Genomic DNA, 22,313 nt, shown 5'->3' with positions numbered 1-22,313 from the left:
GATTATTTTGAGAATTTCCATAGTTTTTTCTATTTTTTCAGAAAAATCGGGATAAAATCCACAAAATCTCCGGAGACGAGCTTCCATTCAATTCCTTCCTGCTCACCTGTTACGGCATGACTCAGGCTTTTCCCGTGCAAATGTCCGTAAATGCAGCGCTTTACACCGTACTTATGCAGCAGTTCGATGATCTCACCGCAGCGGTAGGACGCATAAAGCGGCGGATAATGCAGGAAACAGAGAATCTCCTCCGGGTCTGCGGCAGCGCCGAGCTTCAGCGATGCCTCGAGCCGCAGCAGCTCGCGCTTGAAGATCTTCTCGTTGTGCGGGTCGGCGAAGTCCTCCTCAAAGGGCCAGCCGCGTGTGCCGCACAGCGCAGTCTTTTCATAGAAAAAACAGTTGTTATGCAGAAAATCAATAGTAGTAAATCCGTTTTCATCTAAGAAACGGTGCATTTTGGAGGCGGTTTCCCACCACAGATCGTGGTTGCCCTTCAAAATGATCTTTTTGCCCGGCAGCGAGTCGATCAGCGCAAAATCGCCTTTCGCTTCCGCAAGGTTGATGCCCCACGAAATATCCCCGCCCAAAACAATGGTGTCCTCCGGCGCAACAAGCGCACGCCAGTTTTTGATGATCTTTTCCGTGTGCCCCTGCCACCGGCCGCCGAAAATATCCATCGGCTTGGCTACATCGGCAGCAAGGTGCAGATCGGCAAGCGTATAAAGCGCCATTACAGATCCTTGAGCAGACCGACGGTGGACAGAATGTCGGCCTTGTCTACCACGCGGTCAAAGCGCGGCGTCTTGCCTGCCAGAGCGGCAAGCGGAGCGGGTGCCGGTACACCCGTCAGCTGAGAGAGCACCTCCAGCTGGGTAACGTCGTCGTTCTCGAGCGTACCGCCGAGCGCCTCGATAACCGAGCGGCAGAACTTGAACGGAGACGCGGTGGACGCGATCACGGTCGGCGTTTCATCGCCGGTGCGGGCGCGGTAGTCCTCGTATACACGAACGGCAACTGCGGTGTGCGTATCGCACAGATAGTTCTCGTCCTTCCACAGCTTGTTGATGGTATCAGCCGCATGGCTGTCGTCGCAGCAGCCTGCGTCGAACTCAGCCTCGATCTTGGCAAATACGTCCTCAGCTATCTTGTAGCTGCCCTCGGTGTTCAGTTTGTTCATCAGCTCAGCAACCAGCTTGTCGTTGAAGTCGGAAGCGAAGAACAGCAGACGCTCGAGATTGGACGAAATCAGGATGTCCATCGACGGAGAAGTCGTGGTGAAGAAATCGCGGTTGCGGTTGTACTCGCCGCCCTTCTTGAAGAAGTCGGTCAGCACGTTGTTGCGGTTGGACGCGCAGATGAACTTATTGACCGGCAGACCCATCTTCTTGGCGATGTACGCCGCAAGGATGTTGCCGAAGTTGCCCGTCGGTACGCAGACGTTGATCTTGTCGCCCTGTGCAATGGTGCCTGCGGCAACCATATCGCAGTACGCAGAAACGTAGTACGCGATCTGCGGCGCCAGACGGCCCCAGTTGATGGAGTTTGCCGAGGACAGCATCATGCCGTCCTTGTCGAGCGCTGCGCGGGTATCCTCATCGGTGAAGATGCGCTTTACCGCGCTCTGTGCATCGTCAAAGTTGCCGTGGATGGCTACGACCTCGACGTTTCCGCCTTCCTGCGTTACCATCTGCAGCTTCTGCATAGGCGATACGCCGTCCACCGGATAGTACACCATGATCTTGGTGCCCGGTACATCGTGGAAGCCGTCGAGCGCTGCCTTGCCGGTGTCACCCGATGTAGCGACCAGAATGCAGGCGGTACGGGTTTCGCCGGTCTTGCGCAGGGACGCGGTGAGCAGGTGCGGCAGCATCTGCAGCGCCATATCCTTGAACGCGCAGGTCGGACCGTGCCACAGCTCGAGCAGATTCTTGCCCTCGCCCAGCTTTACCACCGGTGCAGTATCTGCGCCGCCGAACTTCTCATCGGCGTAGGCCTTGGACGCAAAGTCCGCCAGCTCCTCCGCCGTGAAGTCGGTCAGAAACTTGCCGAGAATGAGCGCCGAGCGGCCCTTGTAATCGCTCTCCGCAAGCGTTTTCCAATCCGCGTCGGTAAGCGCGGGAAACGCGGTCGGGCAGTACAGGCCGCCATCCGGTGCGATACCGTTGGCGATGGCGTATGCCGCGGAAACCTTGCGCTCCTTATTTCTTGTGCTTACATAATCCATATTTTTACAACCTCCGCAGTGGTTTTGATTGCTCCTTCTATTGTATAGCAAATATGTATGTTTGGGCAATAGGCAATTCCGTGGAAATTCCGCCGTCCTGTCACAACATTTTCTGCATAAAGTTGAATGCGTTGTCATAAAACAGCCCATCGACCGTTTCCTGCTTGTAGCCAAGCGTCAACATGTGGTCTGCCAGACGGTACATATCCGCCAGACCGTCAATGCCGATCGGCAGGGTATCGCAGCCGTCAAAGTCACAGCCGAGCGCGACCACCTTCTCGCCGTACATGCCGATGAAGCGCTCGATGTGGTCGATGGCGTCATCAATCACCGAATCGCTCTGCCGCACGAGGAACGGCGTGTACAGGTTGACGCCGACCAATCCCCTGCGGTTTGCAATCTCGGCGAACTGCTCGTCGGTCAGGTTGCGCGAGTTGCGGCACAGAACCCGCGAATCGCTGTGCGTTGCAACAAACGGACGGTCGGTTGCCTCGCACACATCCTGGAAGCCGCGGTCGGACAGATGAGATACATCAACGATTATCCCCTTCTCTCCGCAGTCGCGGACCAGCTGCTTGCCCAGCTCGGTCAGACCCTCGTTCTGATCCACGGCGGATGAGCAGCCGTAGCGGCTGCGGTAATTCCACGTCAGCGTGATGAGACGCACACCGGCGTCGTAAACATAGTCGAGCGCGTCCGGCCGGTCGGGCAGCAGCTCCGCGCCCTCGATAGAGAGCAGCGCCGCCGCCTTTCCCGCCTCCACCGCCGCCCGAATATCCGCCGCCGAGCGGCAGAACGTCAGCCAGTCGGCGTTGGCGGCAAACTCGCGTCTGGCAGTCGTCAGCATGCGGTCGAACCGCTCATCGGCGGGCGTATCGAGCAGACAGTCGCGCGTTTCCGGCGAATACGGCTGTCTCGCACCGCAGAACAGCGCAAAAAACTGCACATACGGCTGATACCTGTGCGCTGCTGCATAATTGATATGTAAATCGTTCTCCCGCAGGTGTTTTCCTGTCTCGCAGCACTCATAGATGGTGTCACAGTGCAGATCAAACAGCTTCATACTCACCCTCCAAAGGCGTTTTCCAGATGATTGATGCGCGGCGGAACCGATGCGTTTTCCTCGCCGTAAACCTCGATCACGTCAAACCGCGGCTGCTTTTCGGTCGGGTGCTCCTGCAGCCATGCCTGTGCAGCGGCGATGATCTTCGCCTGCTTGGCCGATGTGACGGCTTCGCACGCCGGACCGTAGCGGGCGTTTTTGCGCGTCTTGACCTCCGCAAAGATAACATACTGCGCGTTCTCCGCAATAATGTCAATCTCACCGAACCGGGTGCGGAAATTCGTCGCTGCCGTGTGCCAGCCGCGCTTTTCGAGGTACAGCCGAGCCGCTTTTTCTCCCCACGCGCCCTTCATCGCGGTGCATCCGGATGCTTTTCGTAAAATTTCTTGAGGAAGGTCATCCGGTGAATCGGGCATGGACCGTGTTCGAGCAGTGCCTCATCGTGCGCCTTAGTCTCGTAGCCCTTGTGCTTTTCAAAGCCATACTGCGGGTACTGCTCGGCGAACCGGCGCATCAGGCGGTCTCGCGTTACCTTGGCGATGATGGACGCTGCCGCGACAGACGGGATTTTTGCATCGCCGGAAACCACGCACTCGTGCGGCTGCTCGAGTCCCTGTGAGCGGTTGCCGTCCACATAGACGAAATCCGCCGGGCGTGTCAGACCGTCCACCGCCTGCTTCATCGCGCGGTAAGTCGCCTGCAGGATGTTGATCTCGTCAATCACCCGCTCGTCCACGAGCGAAACCGACCACGCAAGCGCGTTTTCCGTGATTTCATCGAACAGCTTCTCTCGCTTCTTTTCGCTGAGCTTTTTCGAGTCGTTCAGTCCCTCGATGACGATTCCGGCGGGCAGGATAACTGCGGCAGCGCACACCGGTCCGGCGACCGGACCGCGTCCGGCCTCATCCACGCCGCACACCGAGCCGTAGCCGTTCGCCCATGCTTTTTCTTCGTATTCCCAAGTCATGTTTGTCTCTCCTAAAACCAAGGGCGAACACTGCGGTTCGCCCTCGAAATGTTGGTTTATTCCGGCTTCTCGAGCGTAATGCGGCCGAGAACACCGCCGCGGAACTCATCGAGCAGGATGCGCGCCATGCGCTCGGTGTCGATCTCACCGCCGCGCAGCAGGAAACCGCGGCGCCTGCCCGCCTGCTGCAGCAGCCCATAACCGAGGAAATCGCACTCCTCCTCCGGAATGGCGATGCTGTAGCGGTCGATGATGGTCTGCGGCGCCTGTTCGGCGAGTAGCTCCATCAGCTTGCAGCCGAGCGTCTCAACATCCAGAATATCATCCTTGATCGCGCCCGTGCACGCCAGCAGAATGCCGACGCGCTCATCGTCGAACTTGGGCCACAGGATGCCCGGGGTGTCGAGCAGGTCAATACCGCTCTCCACGCGGAACCACTGGCTGCCGCGTGTTACGCCCGGACGATCTGCCGCCTTGGCGGATTTTCTGCCGAGAATGCGGTTGATGAACGTGGATTTGCCCACATTCGGGATGCCGACGACCATCACGCGGACGGACTTGCCGACCAGACCCTTCTCGTTCCACTGGGCGATCTTGTCCGCCAGCAGCGTGCGAACCGCACCGGAGAACGCCTGCGTGCCATTGCCGCTGCGGCTGTCGGTCTGGATGACCGCCATGCCCTGCTCACGGAAATGCTTCGCCCAGACAGCCGTCATGTTCGGATCGGCCAGGTCGATGCGGTTAAGGATCATCATACGCGGCTTGCCTGCCGCGATCTCATCCATATCCGGGTTGCGGGACACCTGCGGAATGCGTGCGTCCACGACCTCACAGACCGCGTCCACCTGCTTGATATACTCCGCCATCTGCCTGCGGGTCTTTGTCATATGTCCGGGATACCATTGAATATTCATATTACTTCACCGTTCCAAAATCGCTGATTGGGAAAACCACGCTCTGCACATGACCGAGGATGTAGCGCTCATCCACCATGCCGAGACGGCTGTCGCGGCTGTCGGTAGAGGCGTTGCGGTTGTCGCCCATGACGAACACGCAGCCCTCCGGCACGGTCTGCGGATAGGTCAGATCGCCCATATGCTCGAGTACGTCGATCGTTTCGTTGATATACGGCTCATCGAGGACCTCGCCGTTGACGCTCACGTCGCCGGTTACAGGATCAATGTCCACCGTATCGCCGCCGGTCGCAATGATGCGCTTGACGATCGGCTGATTGTTGTAAAAACCCTCCTTGCGCAGCACGACAACGTCTCCGCGCTCGGGCGTATAGTTCAGGTTGCTTACCAGCATGATGCTGTGATCCTCGAGGGTCGGGTACATGCTCATGCCGTCCACGCCGATCAGGCGCACGAAAAACGTGAATACGACCACGAAGAACACCAGAACCGCCATCAGGGATTCGCCCCAGCCGAACAGCTCGCTCGAGAAGCGTCCCTCACTCTTTTTATTTTCGGTTTGCTGCATTATGATTTCCTCCATCAAAAAGATAGCATACAATATTATTATAGCGATAATACAGCGTATGCGCAAGTGAAAACAAAAAACGGAGAGCAAAAGCTCCCCGTTTTTGTTCGGTTGTAATGTTAGAATTAAACCTTCTCTGCGATCTTGGCAGCCTTGCCTACGCGGCCGCGCAGGTAGTACAGCTTAGCACGGCGAACCTTACCGCTGCGAACAACCTCGAACTTAGCAACGTTCGGGGAATGTACCGGGAAGGTCTTCTCTACGCCTACGCCGTAAGAAATGCGGCGAACGGTTACGGTCTGGTTTACGCCAGCGTGCTTCTTAGCAATGATGATGCCTTCGAATACCTGAATACGCTCGCGGTTGCCCTCCTTGATCTTTGCGTGTACCTTAACGGTGTCGCCGATCTTCAGAGTGGGCAGATCGCTCTTGAGCTGCTGCTCGGACAGGACTTTAACGAGATCCATTTTTTAGTCTTCCTTTCGTCTTAGACATTCTTGCCGCATCGTAAACCCATAAATGAGCAGAGGAATGCCCGTGTTCATTGTTACTCAACTATAATATCATATCATGTGGCGGATTGCAAGTGTTTTTTCAATCCTGCGCAGATTTTTGTCTCATTCGCTCGACAGACTCGGCGTGAACGGTCTCGGTCTGCGCCTGCGCCTTCTCGTTGTCATAAAGGCCGATGACAACGTAGTCTCCCACCTGCAGGTCCTCAAAGCCGATTTCCTGCGTTTTGCCGGTGTCGGAATTGTAGGCAGAAAGCATTGCTTTCAAACAGTCTGCCGTGCCATGCTCGCCGAATACAGTCGTCTCTCCCGCATCCCGCACAGTGATTGTTTGATTCCGGCTGTCTGTGGACACAATTTCTGCGTCGGCAAGCAATCTAATCGGCTTTTGCTGACTGCAAGCGCATAAAAGCAGACAAATCCCCAATCCCGCAGCATAAGAATTTTTTCGCATTTTATTGCCATCTTGCATAATTTTTATCGCAAATCGCTTGCATTTCTTATTCACTTTTATTATACTGAAAATGCTACCCGATGTAAAGGAGTGTTTTTTCATGTGGGCATACGAAAGCGTATTTTATCAGATCTATCCCATCGGCTTCTGCGGTGCGCCGCGCGTAAACGACAGCGTGACCGTTCCGCGCATCCGCAAGGTCAGCGACTGGGCGGAGCATATTGCATCTCTCGGCTGCAATGCCGTGTACTTCTCCCCGATTTTTGAGTCCGACAGCCACGGCTACGACACCCGCGATTTTCGCCGCGTGGACTGCCGTCTCGGCACCAACGAGGACTTCGCCGCTGTCTGCAAAACGCTGCACGAGCACGGCATCAAAGTTGTGCTGGACGGCGTATTCAATCACGTCGGACGAGGTTTCTGGGCGTTCAAGGATGTGCAGGAGAAAAAATGGGATTCCCCCTACAAGGACTGGTTCCACATCTCCTTTGACGGCAACTCAAACTACAATGACGGCTTCTGGTACGAGGGCTGGGAAGGTCATTTTGAGCTGGTAAAGCTCAATCTGCGCCACCCCGATGTACAGCACCACATTTTCGAGTGTATCCGCCAGTGGAAGGACGAATTCGGCATTGACGGTCTGCGGCTGGACGTGGCGTACTGTCTCGACAAGGATTTCATCCGTGCGCTGCGCGGCTTCTGCGACTCGCTCTCGCCCGACTTTTTCCTCGTCGGCGAACTGCTCCACGGCGATTACAACCAGTTTGTCGGAGACGGCATGCTGCACTCCTGCACGAATTACGAGTGCTACAAGGGTCTGTATTCCTCGATGAACAGCTACAACCTGTTCGAGATCACGCATTCGCTGCTGCGCCAGTTCGGTCCGGAAAACTGGACGCTGTATAAAGGCAAGCACCTGCTTTCGTTTGTGGATAACCACGATGTGACGCGCGTTGCGTCCATCCTGCAGAATCCGGCGCATCTGCCGCTGATCTATGCGCTGCTGTTCGGCATGCCCGGCATTCCGTGCATCTACTACGGCAGCGAGTGGGGTGCCGAGGGCAAAAAGCAGGACGGCGATGACGCTCTGCGCCCCTCGTTCGAGCAGCCGATCGTGAACGACCTGACCGCCCGCATCACCGCAATGGCGAAGGCGCACCGCGAAAGCCGTGCGCTCTGCTACGGCGGCTTTAAGCAGCTTGTACTCACCAACAAGCAGTGCATCTGGGAGCGCGAGACAGACGGCGAACGAGTGCTCGTTGCCGTAAATATCGACGAGCAGCCGTACCACGCACACTTTGACGCGCGCTGCGGCCGTGCTGTGGACCTCATTACCGGAGAAATGCACGACTTCGGCGGTGGAAGCGAATTGCCGCCGTACTCGGCTTACTTCTGGAAGTGTGAGTGCTGAGCGTGCCCGTAAGATCGAGAAAACCCTCCGTATGGTTTCATACGGAGGGTTTTTATGCCTTTATGTCGGATCATATCCCGGCAGTTCGCTCTGATCGGCAGGTTCTGCCATAAGCTCTTGATTCAAGTCATTCCAACAGGCGCCGATATCCGCACGTGTGAAATAGCGAAATCCGCCTGTCTGCGAAGCCAGATAGCCGTTTTTCACGCCGCTGCAGACGTAAATCAGTTCATAGTTCGTCCCGTCCGAAAGCTGAAACCGAAAACTGGTCACATCTCCTCCGTCACCGCTATCATCTATCGTCTTATCTTTGAGCGGCAGACCTTCCAGCCGCTCGTACAGCGCTTTGATATCATCTTTTTCTGTAACGATTTTCTTCTCTGCCTCTATAGGAACGCCCTCGAAATGATACATTACAGCACTTTCCACATCATCGGCTGTAAACGGCAAGTCCAGCTTGACCGTTTTTCCACTGCAGCCGATCAATCCCGTCATGAAAATCAGTAAAACGATAAAGCCTGCTGCCTTTTTCATTTCATCACGCTCCTTTACAAGAAATTACTTTCGCTTTACATAGTCGATAACGAGGGCATAAGTCGTGCTGTCCGCCAGATCGGCGCTGAATACGACAGTCGTACCGTCCTTGCGGTAACGCTCGAGCGCGGACTTTTTCAGCGTCAGCGTCTGACCGCTGACCGTGTAGTCCTTGTTTGAGGTCAGCGTATCGCCGTTCACGGTCACGCTTTTCAGGCTTGTGCGCGTCAGCGGCAGCGTGAACTTCGGTTCGCTCGGCGAGAACGTGTTGTACTCCTCGACCGCCCAGCTTTCGCCGGTCGGTGCGGAATCGCTCACGGTCAGGGTGAACGCCTCGGTCTTGCCGTTTTTCAGTTCAACGCTGATGGTATAGCTGCCCGCTCGAAGCTGTGCCAGCACACCGCGCGGCAGGATAAGCGAACGCGTCGAAGAATCGAACGTGTAGTCGATGCTCGACAGACCGAGCACCACATCCCGGATATCCTCCGAGGTATTGGCGCCGCTCAGACGCGTGCGTACATCTGCGTAGTTCTCCGACTTGTAATAGCGGTCAAAAGACGCATTCTGCACATTTTCGCTCACCGAAGAATCGGTAACAGCAATGGCGATTGCCGCCGTTTTGCCGTCCGAGAGCGTCAGCGTCAGCTTGTAACTTCCGCGCGGCAGCCTGCCCAGCCAGTCCGCGCTGATGGCGGCGCCGGTCGAGGTCTGCGTATAGTCCGTGCCTGCGGTGAGGACTGCACCGTTACTCTCGATTTTCTCAATTTTCAGACCGTTCGGCACGGTGACCGCAACATTTTTGCCCAGTGCAGAGAGGTTATTCAAATCGACCGCTATGCTTTCCGGCGAAACAGCCGCCGTCACGCTGCCCGTGAGCGTCTGTCCGCCTGCGGTGGCGGTCACGCCGTTTGCGATCGTGTAGCCGGAGACCCGCACGCTGCTGGCAAAACTCACGCCGCTGCTCTTGATCTCCGCCTGATAAATCGTGCCATAGCCGGTGACAGACGCAGGCTTGCTGGCGGTCATGCGGTAGACCGACGCATTCGCGGTGGTGGAAACCATGGATTCGGTATCCAGCTCCAGATGATTGATATCCGCATCCAGCGTCAGCGAAACCTTCTTATCGCCGTTTATTTTTACATCCGCGAAGCCTTCATAGCCTGGGGTGGTCAGCTTTTTCTCGTAGAGCACCGCTGTGCTGCGGACCTCTGTGTTCGGAAAACGAGCGGCGCCTGCCGCAGTAACCTGCAGCAGGCGACCCATAGGCGAGGACACAACGATGTGGTCGCTCATTGTATTCGTCATTGTTACCGTGCCGCCGGCTACGATGATCGTACCCTTGACGTACACGTCATTCAGCTGTACCGCATCCGAGGCCAGACCTTCGGTCAGGTACAGATCGCCGTCGATCGTCGCGTCGGACAGCGTGCAGCTTTCCGAGATGGTGACGTTCGCGGTATCGCTCTTGAGGTCGGAGCCGGTATAGGCTTTGCCGGCCGTCGAAAGCGAGGTTCCAAGGTAATAGTACAGGATCTTCGCCAGCTCGGCACGGGTGATGACCTTGGCCGGCTTGAAGGTGTTATCCTTGTAGCCGGTGATGATGCCCTTGTCCACAGCCGCCTTGACGTAGCCTGCCGACCACGCCGCAACCTGCGCCTTATCCTTAAACGACAGGTTTGCCGGTTTTACATTGCCCGGATTGGCCTTGTACAGCCGTCCGAGGATAACCGCCGCCTGCTCACGGGTGACATACCCCTCCGGATTCATCCTGCCGTTGCCGGTGCCGTTAATGTAGCCGTACTTCTCGGCAATGCGCACCGTGTCGTAGTACCACGAGTTGGACTGCACATCGCTGTACGAAATGCTTGCCTTCTCCGTGAAGTGAAACGCACGGTTGACATAGCGCATGAACTCCGCACGAGTGACCTTGCGCTCCGGCTCGTACTTGCCAGTGGTCGCACTCGGATTGATGATGCCCTCATCATCCAGATATTCGATAAAGTTTTTGCTCCAGTGTCCGTCCAGATCGGAGGCAAACGCTGCCGGTATCATCGTTGCCAGCATCGCTGCACACAGGAAAGCAGATAGTAAGCGTTTTTTCATAAGATACACCTCGTATGTGGGTTACAGGCAATACCAAATGATTGAACAAGAGCGATTTACGAGCAAATTTTGCGTACTGATTAGGCGTGGTTTTGCAGCAATACGAGGTATTGCAAAAAATCACAACGACATCAGGACACAAAATTTCCGTAAAGCGCCGCAGCTTTAATCGTTTGGTATTGCCTAAAGTATAACATAGACAAACCCGCTTGACAACAGGCTTTGCCGGACACATTCTGCCAATATTTACGCATTTCGGACATATTCGAGGAAAATTCGCCCTTTACGACTTGTGCCGCCGAACGCTTCCACGCGCGCACGGCCGACGCCGCGCACGGTCAGGCGGTCGCCTTCCGTGATCTGGTGCTCCGGCTTCATGCAGGGTGTGTTGTTGACGAACACCAGTCCCTTCTCGATCCGCGCCTGTGCGTCCTTGCGCGGCAGACCAAAGATCAGAGCGGCTACGCTGTCCAGTCTGGGCGACGCCACCGAACCGGTCCCCCGTTTTTCCTCGACTGCCGCGTGCTTCAGGTCGCCGAGGTCCTCGCGCGTCAGCGAAAGCTGCTTGCGGCCCGCTTTGGCGAAGTGCATGAGGATGAACTCCGCCATATCCTCGAGCACGATGATGTCTGCGCCTTCCTCGTGCACGAGAATGTCACCGACCACCGAACGATCGATCTGCAGACCCATCAGCGAACCGAGGTAGTCGCGGTGCGTGAGCGTGTCCTCCCTGCGCTTGCGGGCGCGCAGCAGCGCCAACGGAGCGGACAGCTTTGCGCTCTCGGCATCCATGTAATCCGGATAAAACAGATAGATCCCGCGTTCCGCGTCCTCATAGCCGCCCCAGAACAGCGCATGACCGGTCGCTCCGGCAAGGCGCACCGCATCCGTGCACAACGCCCGCTGCTTGAGGTCGAGGAACTTGGTATGGGTCAGATAACCGCGCTGCTCACACGTCTGCTCCTTGTCGAGCAGTCCTGCCAGCAGCAGCTTATCGTCGCCGCTGTGTGCAAGCGCGGTCAGGATCTCTTGCTTGGTCTTCAAGGTATTTTCCTCCATTGCGGCATAGATTTTCCGTTATGCCGCCTATTGTTTTGCATGATAGTATTGTACTATCTTCTTTTTTCGTTTACAATAGAGATTAGCATTTTAATGATGGAGATGATCAAATTGACCGTGAAGGACGCCGTTTTGCAGGCACTCGAACAGGCACGAGGCACCCGCCTTTCCGGCGGACGGCTGGCCGAGCAGCTTGGCGTATCCCGTGCGGCGGTGCACAAGGCGATCGCCGCACTGCGCGAGAGCGGCCTTGCCATTGACGCCGTGACCGGAGAAGGCTATCGCCTGGCCTCGGATGATGACAGCCTGACCGCCGCAGGCATTAACGCGCTGCTCGATACCGCGGTCATCGGACGCGAAATCCTGGTCGAGCCGTCGCTTACCTCGTCCAACACGACGATGAAGGAGCAGTATCTCGGCCGCAGACACGGCTTCACGCTGTTTGCCGAGGAGCAGACCGGCGGACGCGGACGGCTCGGCCGCACATTCGTCTCCCCTGCCGACACCGGCGTGTACATGACCATTCTGCTGCATCCGACACTGCCGCTGTCGCACCTGTCGTTCGTCACCATTTCGGCGGCGATCGCGGTCGTGCGCGCCATTGAGCAGACCGCAGGCTTCACGCCGCAGATCAAATGGGTGAACGACGTGCTGATGAACGGACGCAAGCTGTGCGGCATCCTCACGGAAGCGACCATCGAGGGCGAAACCGGCACGGTAAGCTCGCTTGTGGTCGGCATCGGCATCAATCTGCATCCCAATCCGGCGTGGCCCGAGGAGGTACAGGCGGTCGCGGGTGCCATCAGCGACTTCGGCAAGCCGCCCCGCAGAGCCGAACTGGCAGCCGCTGTCCTCAACCACTTCGAGGACGTGTACGCGTTGCTCGATCAGGGCAAGAAACCCGAGTTGCTCGAGCAGTACCGCGAACGGCTGTGCTGCATCGGCCGTCCGGTAACGGTCAGCAGTCCGGCAGGCCGCTACGAAGCCGAGTGCATCGGACTGGACGAGAATGCGCATCTGCTGGTGAAAACCGCGGACGGACAGGTAAATGCCCTGTCCTCGGGCGAGATCAGCATTCGACTGTAAACCGCATTTTTATACATTATATATAAGGAGATATTTCTATGTTTCAAACCGCTGCAGGCGTGACCGTTCCGTTCCCCGAAAAGCTGTCCGAGCAGTACGAGCTGGACGGCAACACCATCACCGCAAACCTCAGCTTCGAGAAGCTGAGCGACTTTGTGCATTCATTCTACGCCGAGCTGGACGAGCCGCTGTTTCTCGCCATCCATCCGGATGCGGAAAGCGATGAGGTCTGGTATCTGGACGGCATGACGAAAAAGCAGCTGACCATGATTTTAGACGGCTACGGCGAGCTGCTGTATCAGGACGGTCTTTCGGCATTCGCCATTGGCTCTCTGACCACCGAGGAGGAGCTTTTCGTACAGAAGTACAAGGTTCTGTCCATTTACAGCGAGACTGCAAAGCGTTTCGTTCCCCTGCTGAAAAAATACGGCATGGAGCCGACCGGACATCTTGTCACCGCATGGGATACCTTCTCCGAGGAGAAACCCGGCGCCGCAGAGCGCCTCGAGATCGCCGGTCAGACCGTGCCGGATATGATCAAAGAGCTGTGCAAGATCGGCATGTATAAAGGGTAATTGAGAATTGAAAATGGAGAATGGAGAATTACGATACAGTTTTCCATTCTCCATTTTTATTTCAAATTGCGTTATGTGAAACAATAATGCGTATAAATTAACCCGCACGTTCATTTTCCATTCTCAATTCTCCATTATTCTCCCGTTAAGGAATAAAAAGACACCGAAAAAATCGGTGTCTTTTCTTATCTGGCTTACATTTAGATTTCCATAATGATCGGCAGGACCATCGGACTGCGCTTGGTCTTCTTGAACAGGTAATCACTGACATCGCCCTTGATGGCGGATTTCAGGCTGTTCCAGTCACGCAGATTCTCTACCGAGCAGCGGTCGAGCGCCATCTGCGAAATGGTACGCAGCTCCTCCATGAGCGCCTCGGCTTCCTTGACGTAAACGAAGCCGCGCGATACGATATCCGGACCCGCAATGACAACGCCGGTCGTTGCATCAACCGTGACAACGATAACCAGCAGACCGTCCTCGGACAGATGCTTGCGGTCACGCAGAACGGCAGTGCCGACATCACCGATGCCCAGACCGTCTACCAGCAGACGGCCGGCCGGCACGGAATTGCCCAGACGAGCCGAATTTTCGCTGATCTCGATCGGACGGCCGATCTCACTGACGAGAATGTTCTTCGGGTTGACACCCATCTCGCGTGCCAGACCGGCATGCTGCACGAGCATGCGATACTCGCCGTGTACGGGAATGAAGTACTTCGGCTTGCACAGACCGAGCATCAGCTTAAGATCCTCCTGGCAGGCATGGCCGGAAACATGGATGGCTGCCGAACGGTCGTAAATGACCTCAGCGCCCTGCTTGTACAGCTCGTTGACCATGTTGTTGATCGACTTCTCGTTGCCCGGGATAGCAGACGCTGCGATCAGGATACGGTCGCCGGAATTGACCTCCACCTGCTTGTGGCTGCCGTACGCCATACGGTACAGCGCGGACATGGTCTCACCCTGAGAGCCGGTGGATACGATGATCAGCTGGCTGCGCGCGTAGCGCTTGATCTCAGAAATGTCGATCATGACCTTGCCGGAATCCTTCAGATAACCCAGCTCCATCGAAACCTTGGAGATCTTCTCCATACTTCGGCCGCAGACGGCTACCTTGCGTCCTGCCTTGGCGGCAATGTCGAGAATCTGCTGCAGACGCGATACATTGGACGCGAACGTTGCAATGATGATGCGCTGGTCGCTCTCCATGATAAATTTCTCGAGCGATTTGCCGACGATTTTCTCACTCGGCGTGTAGCCCGGACGCTCGACATTGGTCGAGTCGCTCATCAGCGCAAGCAGTCCCTTCTTGCCCAGCTCACCGATGCGGACAAGGTCGATCATCTCACCGGAAACCGGCGTCAGGTCGATCTTGAAGTCGCCCGTGTGCAGGATGGTGCCCAGCGGCGTGGTGATCGCCAGCGCAACCGAATCCGCAATAGAGTGGTTGGTGTGGATAAACTCGATCTTGAAGCAGCCGAGCTTAATCGTATCACCGGCGCGCACGCGGTTCATCTTGACCTTCTGGGGCATCTTGTGCTCGGACAGCTTGGTCTCGATGATGCCGCAGGTCAGTCGGGTCGCGTAGATCGGTGCGTTGCACTCGCGCAGAACATACGGAATAGCGCCGATATGGTCCTCATGTCCGTGGGTGATCACATAGCCGCGCAGCTTGTTCAGGTTGCGCTTGAGGTACGTTGTATCCGGAATGACCAGGTCAACACCCAGCATATCGTCATCCGGAAAGGCAACGCCGCAGTCGATAACTACGATGTCATTGCCGTACTCGATCACCGTCATGTTCTTACCGATCTCGTTCAGGCCGCCGAGCGGTATGATCTTCAATTTTTCCTTCATAATAGTATTATCACTTTCCTTTATCTGATTGTTGTTTATTATATGTACGCGGATGTCGTTTCCGCTTTTCTGAAAAGGCAGACCATGCGATCCCGTCTGTCTTTATCCACATGTGAAGGATGCGGCCCGTTTTCGCTGCAAATGGCACAGCGCATTCCCGCACGGACTGCAAACACTTATTTTTAATATACCACAGCTCAGCAGAATTGTAAAGAGTCAGTCACCAAAGCGCTCTGCGCGGCTTCGTCGAAACAGCCAATCTACCTATATACTATTTATGCACAGTGTCCCGCTGTTTTACCCATTCTGCGTGTCCTGCATAATGACCGGTCAAACCGGGCAGACTTTCTTTTCGGTCCCTGCGGTTTGTAACAAAGCCGCCGATGTGCGTTTTACACGGCTAACCGTAAAAAACTGTTTTTTCGCCCAATTATGCCATACAGATTAACGAAATCCAGCGACGAACTCTGTGAAATATGCACAAAATTCTATGAAACCGTTTGACAAATTGGAGAGGATGCAGTATGATTGGTTACAGTTCGGAAACAGAACGTAAACAAAACAGTAACAACCCAGAAAACAACATCGGTTTTTCCGATGGCGCGGGAAGTGTTCCCGCTGCGTTTTCACCTGACTTTTAGGAGCGTAACACAAATGTCTATTTCTCTGCGTAAGCATGCTGCCATGTTCCTCGCGGCAACCTTCACGGTAGGCTCGATGGCAACCTTCGGCGCTGCTGCACTGGATCAGCCGACTGCGGTACTCTCTTCCACTCTGAACCATTCTGTCGGCACGGTGCTCACCTCTGCCGAAATCTCCAACGCACAGCAGGCTATGGCGAAGGCAAAGGCTTCCGCACTCAAGGCACAGCAGGATGCTGCCAAGAAGGCGCAGGAGGAAGCTGCTAAGAAGGCTAAGGCTGAGGCTGCCAAAAAGGCCGCTGAAGAAGCAGCTAAGAAGGAAGCCGAGATCAAGGCCGCTGCAACCAAGACCGCTTACAACCAGCTGGTCGCAAGTGCAGCCACTGCCCGTCCGGTAGCTTACTCCACAACGTATCTGGCAAGCGATGCCATCAAGGCAAATGCCACTGCGCTTGGCAATTATAAACTGACCTTCTACGATCCGTGCGTTGCGTGCAACGGCAACAATCAGGCACTGACTGCTACCGGCACCACCCTGACCGAAGGCCGCACGATCGCAGTTGACCCGTCCGTCATTCCGCTCGGCAGCCGCGTATTCATCGAGGGCTACGGCGTGTTCATCGCTGAGGACACCGGCGGAGCGATCAAGGGCAACAAGATCGACATTGCAGTAAGCACCCACGAGCGTGCAAACGAGCTTGGCGTGCAGTACGCAAACGTATATCTGCTCAAGTAAATTTTGAAGAGCTGTGCGAAAGCACGGCTCTTTTTTTCTGCCTGTTTGAGCGGTTTTGCGGTTGCAGACATGGATGGCATCGGTTTTCGTTTTGTATTTCGCGTCAGAATCGCGTGTGATGAACTTTTGATGGATCGGTTCAAAACTATACGGCAAATTTGCAAAGTCGATTGTGCCGTGTTTGAGCGGCTTTTCATTGTCATTCCAGAAATTAGGGTTTTCGCTTGTGAAGCGAGAGAATCCTGCCTCACCGGCAGGGGCACAAGAAGAAGAGAACCAAGGTCCCCTCCTTCCTATTCAGCACAGCGAAAATCAGAGAACGGTGAATTGCCTGAAGGGCAAGAGAGAGTCCTCCAGAGATACCTGTGCCGCGCAACTCGTTGGTCTGGTGGCCACAGACGGCATCTGCGAATTCTATCTATTGCTAAATGCTATCCCGCAGGGTGCGCCGACCTTGGCGCACCGCTTGTCATCGGTCCGCACAATTTATCCCGCAAGGGAGACCACCGGCCTCCCCTGCGATTACACATCTGCAAATGGTAAAAAAACAGCCGCAGACACCCTGCGGCTGTTTTGATTCAATTACGCGCTCTCGCGCTCCTCCTGCACCTTGGCGATGCCATGCTGGATCGGCTTCCACTCGACCTTGCCGACCAGAGCGGCGATCGAGATCGGAACATAGGTGAGCATGAAGAACGGGAAGGTAAAGGTATACAGCACCTTTTTCCACGCCGGACCTGCGATGCGCTTCCACTCGGCGATCATCGTCACCGCGCCGAAGGCAAACAGGCTGAACGTAATGCCGCGCACGGTCAGCATCAGAATACGGCCGAGCATGCGCATAACGCGGTATGTAATGTATGCCGGCTGTGCGAAGCTGGTCACGCACAGGAGTACGGCCAGCAGCAGCGAGCCGATGGTAACAAGGTTGCACGGTGCAACCGTCATCAGCATATCATAGCAGGACATGCCCGCCTTGCCGCCGCGCGTACAGCCGCGCAGCAGTGCGCCGGTATACTTTGCGTCCACCTGATAGAAGCCCTTGCTCCAGCGCAGACGCTGGTCCCACGACTGGCGGAAACGCTCCGGCTGCTCATCGTAGATGATGGCATTGCCGCAGTAGCCGATCTTACGGCCGCGGACCGCACTGGCGATGGAGAACTCGATATCCTCAGTCAGCAGATGATAATTCCATCCGCCTTCCTCACGGAGCACATCAGCCGAAATCAGAAAACCAGTGCCGGAAACCGCACAGTTGACGCCCAGACGGGTTCTCGGGCGGTTCAGGAAGCGCGACTCACGCAGGAACCACAGTGCATAGCCTGCGGAGATCCAGTTCGCGCAGAAGTTCTGCGAATTGCGGTAGCTGGTCAGTGCGGAATACTCGCCGGTATCGTACATCTTGTTCATCTCACGGACGAACTGCGGATCTACGATGTTGTCCGCATCGAATACGAAAAACGCGTCGTACGCATCCTCACCCTGCTCCTCAAAAATATGCTTGAACAGATAATCCAGCGCGTAGCCCTTGCCGACCTGCACCTTATTAAATCGCTCGTACACGATCGCACCGGCGCTGCGTGCTACCTCAGCGGTATTGTCCGTGCAGTTATCTGCAACAACAATGACATCGAGCAGCTCTGACGGATAATCCTGCTCCTTCAAGGTGCGGATCAGTCTGCCGATAACGGCGGACTCATTGCGTGCTGAAATGATCGCCGCGTAACGGTGCAGCTCTGCATTTTCTACGCCGCCGCGCTGCTTGCCCCACAAGCCAACCAGAAGGTAAAAGATCTGGTACGCATACGCCGCAGTAAAGAAAATGAACAGCACCCACTGCATGCTCTCCAAAAACCGAAGCATAAAAATTCCTCGTTTCTTCTCCTGATGTATTTCTCTATACTTTAGATATTGTGGCGGTTGTTTCAACCCTTGTACTATAATAGCACTATTAACGCATTATGCAACACATTTTTAACCGGATTTCACAAAATTTTTAATTTTTCACTGTTCGCACAAAATTTTTGTGCTTTCATGCGTTTTTTTCATGCCACTTTGCCCTGTCTTTCCGTGGAAAACAGTAAACCGGGAGATGCATTCGTCCCGCACCGCTGACGCTCTTTCACTTTTCCCTGCTGTTTGCTTGGACAAATCCGGGTTTTCTCTATAACATCATCAATTTCGTATACATTTTATAAAGGAAGGGAGGGCATTTTTCCTCGCCGCTCTCCCCTGCATATACAGCAAAACGGCTGCCGCATTGCGACAGCCGCCGGTATTTGATTATTAAGGCAACACCGCACAATTAAAGCTGCGGCGCTTTGCGGAAATTTTGTGTACTGACTTTGTTGCGATTTCACAGTAATACATTAAGTATTACTGCAAAACCGCGCCTCGTTAGTACACAAAATTTGCTCGCAAATCGCTCTTGTTCAATTATGCGGTATTGCCTTAACCGTTTACCTGCTTTGCCAGCTCGTCAGCCAGCGCTTCGAGTGCGCCGAGCTGGTTCTCTGCCAGTGCAGACTTGATGGAGATCGGGTTCTCGAGGATGGTCATGTTCTTCATGCCCTCGAGCATGCCGATCATCTGCTTGCCCGCAGTAGCGGCCCAGGTGCCGTTGTCGATGACGGCAACCGTGCGGTTCTGCAGGTTAAGCGCCTTGATGTCGGACAGATATGCTTCCATCTTGGGCTGGATGCCGCTGTTGTAGGTCGGCGCAGCGAGCACCAGATGGCTGCAGCGGAAGCTCTCTGCCACCAGCTCGGAAACGTCGGTCTCAGATACATCGTACATCGCGATATTCTTCACGCCCTTGTCGGCCAGCATGCCTGCGAGCACGTTTGCGGCGTTCTCGGTGTTGCCGTACATGGTCGCGTAGGCGATCATGACCGTCTTGTCCTCCGGCTCGTAGGTGCTCCACTTCTGGTACTTCTCCAGCAGCAGGCCGAGATCCTTGTGCCAGATCGGACCATGCAGCGGGCAGATCATCTCAATATCGAGCGATGCCGCTTTCTTAAGCAGCGTCTGCACCTGTACGCCGTACTTGCCGACAATGTTGGTGTAGTAACGGCGGGCATCGTTCATCCATGTGGTGTCGAACGTGATCTCGTCATCGAAAATGTTGCCCGCCAGTGCGCCGAATGTGCCGAATGCATCAGCAGAGAACAGGATCTTGTCCTTCTCGTCGTAGGTGACCATGACCTCCGGCCAGTGCACCATCGGCGCCATAACAAAGTGCAGCGTATGCTCGCCCGTGGACAGCTTGTCGCCTTCCTTGACGACCAGCGCACGCGCGGCAACGTCCGTTCCGTAGAACTGGGCGAACATGCCGACCGCCTTGGCGCTGCATACCATCTTCGCCTCCGGATAGCGGCGCAGCATATCGTCGATCATCGCACAGTGATCCGGCTCCATGTGCTGAACGACCATGTAGTCCAGCGGACGGCCGTTCAGCGCGTGAACGACGTTTTCGATATACTGACGGCTAATGGACTCGTCCGCCGTGTCAAACAGCACGGTTTTCTCATCCAGCAGCACATAGCTGTTATAGGATACCCCCTTGGGAATCGGGAACAAATTTTCAAAGCGGCTCAGGCGGCGGTCGCTGCCGCCAACATAAATGAGATCATCCTTGACCTTTCTGGTACTGTGCATCGCACGACACCTCCGTGTAAATATCTATATTGAATTGTAGCATATTTTTGTGCATTCGTCCAGTGGTAGGGTTAGTCTCGGCATACAAAAAAACGACCGATGAAACAGCCGGTTTTTGACGGGATACAGGTTTCGATCGATTGCAGCAGCGGGCAGGTACCGAGCACCATGAACAACAGGCTGATCAGCCGGCCGACAATCTCGCCGGGAGTTTGCCGTTCAGCGGTCCGTGCAGTATATCGATCGAGCGTTTTGTCTTTGCCATGTGCATTCTCCGTTTCGTTTTTTGGTCTACTTCTATTGCAGCACGGTTTTATTGATGAGAAAAGCACATGTTTCTCATGTTTTGCATTGCAATTCTGCATATATATTGTTTTGTCTAAAAACAAAGAAAAAGTGCAGAAAACTTGCGTTTTCTGCACTTTGAAAGCACAAATATTGATTAGCGCTTGGAGAACTGCGGTGCGCGACGAGCGGCTTTGAGACCGTACTCACCTGACCTTGATCCGAAAAGTCCAGTATTCATGCGGGTTTTCGGGCTTTCCTCTCTCAGTAAACCCATAGGTAAACCCACGAAATCGAGAAATTTTTGGTGTAGTTTAACGCAGCCCGAATGCTGCATTCACAACGCTGCTCAATTCCTCAGGTTTATTATACTTGACTTTCGCATAGATGTCCATAGTCGCTTTGCTGTTCTCATGGCCTGCCAGATACTGCACCGTCTTAGGATCACCACCTTTGTAAATCAGACTGGTGATGTAGGTGTGCCGCAGCATATGCGGAGTCACCTTGAAGTCCATCGTATACACCAGCTTGGGATTGTTCGGCTGATGCTCACCAAACCTTGGCTTTATTCTATGCTTCCTCGTTCGACAAAATATTCTACAATCATATCGAATTTGCTCGAATGGGAAAGGGTAACCCCTGCCTTGCCGAGCGTCTCCTGGATCTGGACAAGTGGCAACTCCAACATCCAGAAATTGTAGTCCTAAAATATGCAGTCAAACATATTGGGCAACAGTAAAAGTAGTTTTGATTTTCGCGGTAGCTGCGTTCATTGAAAACTTGCAATTTGCGAACAACTCGCATATTGACTTTCTTGCTTTCTTGGATTATAATATTTGCGAATGAACTGCAAATTGGAGGTGCGGTGACTTGCATAGCTACAGCACGCGGCAGCGAAAGGTTCTGCTTGCCTATTTGAGCCAGCACCCGGACGAGCTGTTGTCCGCACGGCAAATTGCGGACGCTTTGGCAGATAAAAACATCAGCCTGAGCGCCGTATATCGAAACCTTGCACAGTTAGAGACAGAGGAAAAAGTGCGTCGGAGCAGCAAGAGCGGCACGCGCGAGGTCTACTATCAATACCTTGATGCCGAAGGCTGCAAAGGTGCGCTGCACATGAGCTGTATCAAATGCGGCAAGACCTTTCACATGGCAGATGGTAACGCAGCTTTGCTCGCAAAGCTTTTGGCGCAGAGCGAACAGTTTATATTGGACACGACTGACACGATCCTCTATGGAACTTGTTCGGACTGCAAGGGAAAATAACGATTGGAAAGGAGGACAGACCATGACAAAGAAATTTCGTTTTATGACGGGCTTGCTGGCCGTAGTGCTGGCCTTTGTTATGCTGTCCTCTCTTGCCTATATCGCAGTGGAATCCGACCATGACTGTACTGGCGTGGACTGCGCCATCTGCCATCAGATCAACGTCTGCGAAAACCTGCTCAAAAGCATTGGGCTTGCTGGCTCCGCCGCAGCTACTGTAACGGCGATTCTATATATTCTGTGCCGGATCATTCCCTCCTGTACAGAGGTTGCCCGCACCTTTACGCTGGTTTCTCTCAAGGTCAAACTTTCAAATTAAAAATAAGAACTTTTTACAAGGGTGTAGTCTATCTGTTTTCGGATAGACTTTTGCGGCGTTGCTGTTACCCTTGTATTTTT

General features: G+C 54.7%; 21 protein-coding genes and 1 pseudogene. 6 read left to right on the top strand and 16 right to left on the bottom strand.

Translation table 11 applies throughout. The features are described 5' to 3' along the window. Window positions 1-29: 29 nt before the first annotated feature. From IEY11_RS04065 to IEY11_RS04025, 9 genes are all read right to left on the bottom strand, one after another. Complete coding sequence (locus tag IEY11_RS04065; protein WP_116704875.1) at window positions 30-731, bottom strand: metallophosphoesterase; 702 nt, start codon at window positions 729-731, stop codon at window positions 30-32. Further along, complete coding sequence (gene thrC, locus IEY11_RS04060; RefSeq protein ID WP_188885860.1) at window positions 731-2,224, bottom strand: threonine synthase; 1,494 nt, start codon at window positions 2,222-2,224, stop codon at window positions 731-733. The genes IEY11_RS04065 and thrC overlap by 1 nt, the downstream gene beginning before the upstream one ends. Before the next feature lie 100 nt (window positions 2,225-2,324). Then, window positions 2,325-3,287: a dipeptidase gene (locus IEY11_RS04055; RefSeq protein WP_188885859.1), complete on the bottom strand. Its 963-nt coding sequence runs from the start codon at window positions 3,285-3,287 to the stop codon at window positions 2,325-2,327. Window positions 3,288-3,289: 2 nt separating this feature from the next. After that, window positions 3,290-3,640 (bottom strand): YraN family protein, encoded by a 351-nt coding sequence (locus IEY11_RS04050; RefSeq protein WP_188885858.1) that lies wholly within the window; start codon window positions 3,638-3,640, stop codon window positions 3,290-3,292. Further along, entirely contained in the window at window positions 3,637-4,254 is a 618-nt protein-coding gene (locus IEY11_RS04045; RefSeq protein ID WP_188885857.1) for a ribonuclease HII, read from the bottom strand. The genes IEY11_RS04050 and IEY11_RS04045 overlap by 4 nt, the downstream gene beginning before the upstream one ends. Window positions 4,255-4,310: 56 nt before the next feature. Beyond that, window positions 4,311-5,168 carry a ribosome biogenesis GTPase YlqF gene (ylqF, locus tag IEY11_RS04040; RefSeq protein WP_188885856.1) on the bottom strand — a complete coding sequence of 286 codons (858 nt, stop codon included), beginning with the start codon at window positions 5,166-5,168 and terminating at the stop codon, window positions 4,311-4,313. 1 nt (window position 5,169) lies between these two features. Further along, window positions 5,170-5,736: a signal peptidase I gene (gene lepB, locus IEY11_RS04035; protein WP_110436594.1), complete on the bottom strand. Its 567-nt coding sequence runs from the start codon at window positions 5,734-5,736 to the stop codon at window positions 5,170-5,172. Between the two features lie 125 nt (window positions 5,737-5,861). Next, a complete protein-coding gene (gene rplS / locus IEY11_RS04030; RefSeq protein ID WP_110436593.1) occupies window positions 5,862-6,203 on the bottom strand; it encodes a 50S ribosomal protein L19 in 342 nt (113 codons plus the stop codon). A 127-nt stretch (window positions 6,204-6,330) separates the two neighbouring features. After that, window positions 6,331-6,624, bottom strand: a complete 294-nt coding sequence (locus IEY11_RS04025) for a hypothetical protein (RefSeq protein WP_188885855.1) — start codon at window positions 6,622-6,624, stop codon at window positions 6,331-6,333. Between the two features lie 178 nt (window positions 6,625-6,802). On the opposite strand from IEY11_RS04025, the gene IEY11_RS04020 reads away from it, so the two are divergent. Continuing rightward, window positions 6,803-8,113: an alpha-amylase family glycosyl hydrolase gene (locus tag IEY11_RS04020; RefSeq protein ID WP_188885854.1), complete on the top strand. Its 1,311-nt coding sequence runs from the start codon at window positions 6,803-6,805 to the stop codon at window positions 8,111-8,113. Between the two features lie 60 nt (window positions 8,114-8,173). Here IEY11_RS04020 and IEY11_RS04015 read toward each other — a convergent pair whose 3' ends face one another. The 3 genes from IEY11_RS04015 to IEY11_RS04005 form a co-directional block, all read right to left on the bottom strand. Further along, window positions 8,174-8,647, bottom strand: a complete 474-nt coding sequence (locus IEY11_RS04015; protein WP_188885853.1) for a hypothetical protein — start codon at window positions 8,645-8,647, stop codon at window positions 8,174-8,176. Between the two features lie 24 nt (window positions 8,648-8,671). Beyond that, window positions 8,672-10,750 (bottom strand): S-layer homology domain-containing protein, encoded by a 2,079-nt coding sequence (locus IEY11_RS04010; RefSeq protein ID WP_188885852.1) that lies wholly within the window; start codon window positions 10,748-10,750, stop codon window positions 8,672-8,674. A gap of 246 nt (window positions 10,751-10,996) precedes the next feature. After that, window positions 10,997-11,794: a YlmH family RNA-binding protein gene (locus tag IEY11_RS04005; RefSeq protein WP_188885851.1), complete on the bottom strand. Its 798-nt coding sequence runs from the start codon at window positions 11,792-11,794 to the stop codon at window positions 10,997-10,999. Window positions 11,795-11,902: 108 nt separating this feature from the next. On the opposite strand from IEY11_RS04005, the gene IEY11_RS04000 reads away from it, so the two are divergent. Together IEY11_RS04000 and IEY11_RS03995 are read left to right on the top strand one after the other, a co-directional pair. Then, window positions 11,903-12,895 carry a biotin--[acetyl-CoA-carboxylase] ligase gene (locus IEY11_RS04000; RefSeq protein ID WP_194461859.1) on the top strand — a complete coding sequence of 331 codons (993 nt, stop codon included), beginning with the start codon at window positions 11,903-11,905 and terminating at the stop codon, window positions 12,893-12,895. A gap of 38 nt (window positions 12,896-12,933) precedes the next feature. Further along, window positions 12,934-13,470: a hypothetical protein gene (locus tag IEY11_RS03995; RefSeq protein WP_116704867.1), complete on the top strand. Its 537-nt coding sequence runs from the start codon at window positions 12,934-12,936 to the stop codon at window positions 13,468-13,470. 200 nt (window positions 13,471-13,670) lie between these two features. On the opposite strand, the gene IEY11_RS03990 is transcribed toward IEY11_RS03995, so the two are convergent. Next, entirely contained in the window at window positions 13,671-15,329 is a 1,659-nt protein-coding gene (locus IEY11_RS03990) for a ribonuclease J (protein ID WP_110436586.1), read from the bottom strand. A 654-nt stretch (window positions 15,330-15,983) separates the two neighbouring features. Here IEY11_RS03990 and IEY11_RS15040 point away from each other — a divergent pair. Next, window positions 15,984-16,706, top strand: coding sequence for a 3D domain-containing protein (locus tag IEY11_RS15040; protein WP_279289179.1), 723 nt, complete (start codon window positions 15,984-15,986; stop codon window positions 16,704-16,706). Between the two features lie 582 nt (window positions 16,707-17,288). Here IEY11_RS15040 and IEY11_RS03975 read toward each other — a convergent pair. From IEY11_RS03975 to IEY11_RS03965, 3 genes and pseudogenes are all read right to left on the bottom strand, one after another. Next, on the bottom strand, window positions 17,289-18,569 hold the full coding sequence (locus tag IEY11_RS03975; protein WP_188885847.1) for a glycosyltransferase family 2 protein: 1,281 nt from the start codon (window positions 18,567-18,569) through the stop codon (window positions 17,289-17,291). 588 nt (window positions 18,570-19,157) lie between these two features. Further along, complete coding sequence (locus IEY11_RS03970) at window positions 19,158-20,363, bottom strand: FprA family A-type flavoprotein (RefSeq protein ID WP_118361448.1); 1,206 nt, start codon at window positions 20,361-20,363, stop codon at window positions 19,158-19,160. A 599-nt stretch (window positions 20,364-20,962) separates the two neighbouring features. Further along, a pseudogene (locus IEY11_RS03965) lies at window positions 20,963-21,205 on the bottom strand (tyrosine-type recombinase/integrase); the annotation flags it as partial. 313 nt (window positions 21,206-21,518) lie between these two features. Between IEY11_RS03965 and IEY11_RS03960 the strand changes: the two are divergent. Together IEY11_RS03960 and IEY11_RS03955 are read left to right on the top strand one after the other, a co-directional pair. Next, window positions 21,519-21,914 carry a Fur family transcriptional regulator gene (locus IEY11_RS03960; protein WP_118761880.1) on the top strand — a complete coding sequence of 132 codons (396 nt, stop codon included), beginning with the start codon at window positions 21,519-21,521 and terminating at the stop codon, window positions 21,912-21,914. Between the two features lie 22 nt (window positions 21,915-21,936). Next, window positions 21,937-22,233, top strand: a complete 297-nt coding sequence (locus IEY11_RS03955; protein ID WP_118761881.1) for a hypothetical protein — start codon at window positions 21,937-21,939, stop codon at window positions 22,231-22,233. The last annotated feature ends 80 nt before the right edge of the window (window positions 22,234-22,313 follow it).

It is taken from the genome of Butyricicoccus faecihominis, assembly GCF_014648015.1.
Lineage (GTDB): Bacteria > Bacillota > Clostridia > Oscillospirales > Butyricicoccaceae > Agathobaculum > Agathobaculum butyriciproducens.
The sequence above is the reverse complement of the archived record's forward strand: the minus strand, read 5'-3'. Positions and strand labels throughout refer to the sequence as shown.

Excerpts from the sequence above, each read along its gene's own strand:
- IEY11_RS04065 (WP_116704875.1), bottom strand. The coding sequence starts at position 731 with ATGGCGCTTTATACGCTTGCCGATCTGCACCTTGCTGCCGATGTAGCC.
- thrC (WP_188885860.1), bottom strand. The coding sequence starts at position 2,224 with ATGGATTATGTAAGCACAAGAAATAAGGAGCGCAAGGTTTCCGCGGCA.
- IEY11_RS04055 (WP_188885859.1), bottom strand. The coding sequence starts at position 3,287 with ATGAAGCTGTTTGATCTGCACTGTGACACCATCTATGAGTGCTGCGAG.
- IEY11_RS04050 (WP_188885858.1), bottom strand. The coding sequence starts at position 3,640 with ATGAAGGGCGCGTGGGGAGAAAAAGCGGCTCGGCTGTACCTCGAAAAG.
- IEY11_RS04045 (WP_188885857.1), bottom strand. The coding sequence starts at position 4,254 with ATGACTTGGGAATACGAAGAAAAAGCATGGGCGAACGGCTACGGCTCG.
- ylqF (WP_188885856.1), bottom strand. The coding sequence starts at position 5,168 with ATGAATATTCAATGGTATCCCGGACATATGACAAAGACCCGCAGGCAG.
- lepB (WP_110436594.1), bottom strand. The coding sequence starts at position 5,736 with ATGCAGCAAACCGAAAATAAAAAGAGTGAGGGACGCTTCTCGAGCGAG.
- rplS (WP_110436593.1), bottom strand. The coding sequence starts at position 6,203 with ATGGATCTCGTTAAAGTCCTGTCCGAGCAGCAGCTCAAGAGCGATCTG.
- IEY11_RS04020 (WP_188885854.1), top strand. The coding sequence starts at position 6,803 with ATGTGGGCATACGAAAGCGTATTTTATCAGATCTATCCCATCGGCTTC.
- IEY11_RS04015 (WP_188885853.1), bottom strand. The coding sequence starts at position 8,647 with ATGAAAAAGGCAGCAGGCTTTATCGTTTTACTGATTTTCATGACGGGA.
- IEY11_RS04010 (WP_188885852.1), bottom strand. The coding sequence starts at position 10,750 with ATGAAAAAACGCTTACTATCTGCTTTCCTGTGTGCAGCGATGCTGGCA.
- IEY11_RS04000 (WP_194461859.1), top strand. The coding sequence starts at position 11,903 with ATGATGGAGATGATCAAATTGACCGTGAAGGACGCCGTTTTGCAGGCA.
- IEY11_RS03995 (WP_116704867.1), top strand. The coding sequence starts at position 12,934 with ATGTTTCAAACCGCTGCAGGCGTGACCGTTCCGTTCCCCGAAAAGCTG.
- IEY11_RS03990 (WP_110436586.1), bottom strand. The coding sequence starts at position 15,329 with ATGAAGGAAAAATTGAAGATCATACCGCTCGGCGGCCTGAACGAGATC.
- IEY11_RS15040 (WP_279289179.1), top strand. The coding sequence starts at position 15,984 with ATGTCTATTTCTCTGCGTAAGCATGCTGCCATGTTCCTCGCGGCAACC.
- IEY11_RS03975 (WP_188885847.1), bottom strand. The coding sequence starts at position 18,569 with ATGCTTCGGTTTTTGGAGAGCATGCAGTGGGTGCTGTTCATTTTCTTT.
- IEY11_RS03970 (WP_118361448.1), bottom strand. The coding sequence starts at position 20,363 with ATGCACAGTACCAGAAAGGTCAAGGATGATCTCATTTATGTTGGCGGC.
- IEY11_RS03955 (WP_118761881.1), top strand. The coding sequence starts at position 21,937 with ATGACAAAGAAATTTCGTTTTATGACGGGCTTGCTGGCCGTAGTGCTG.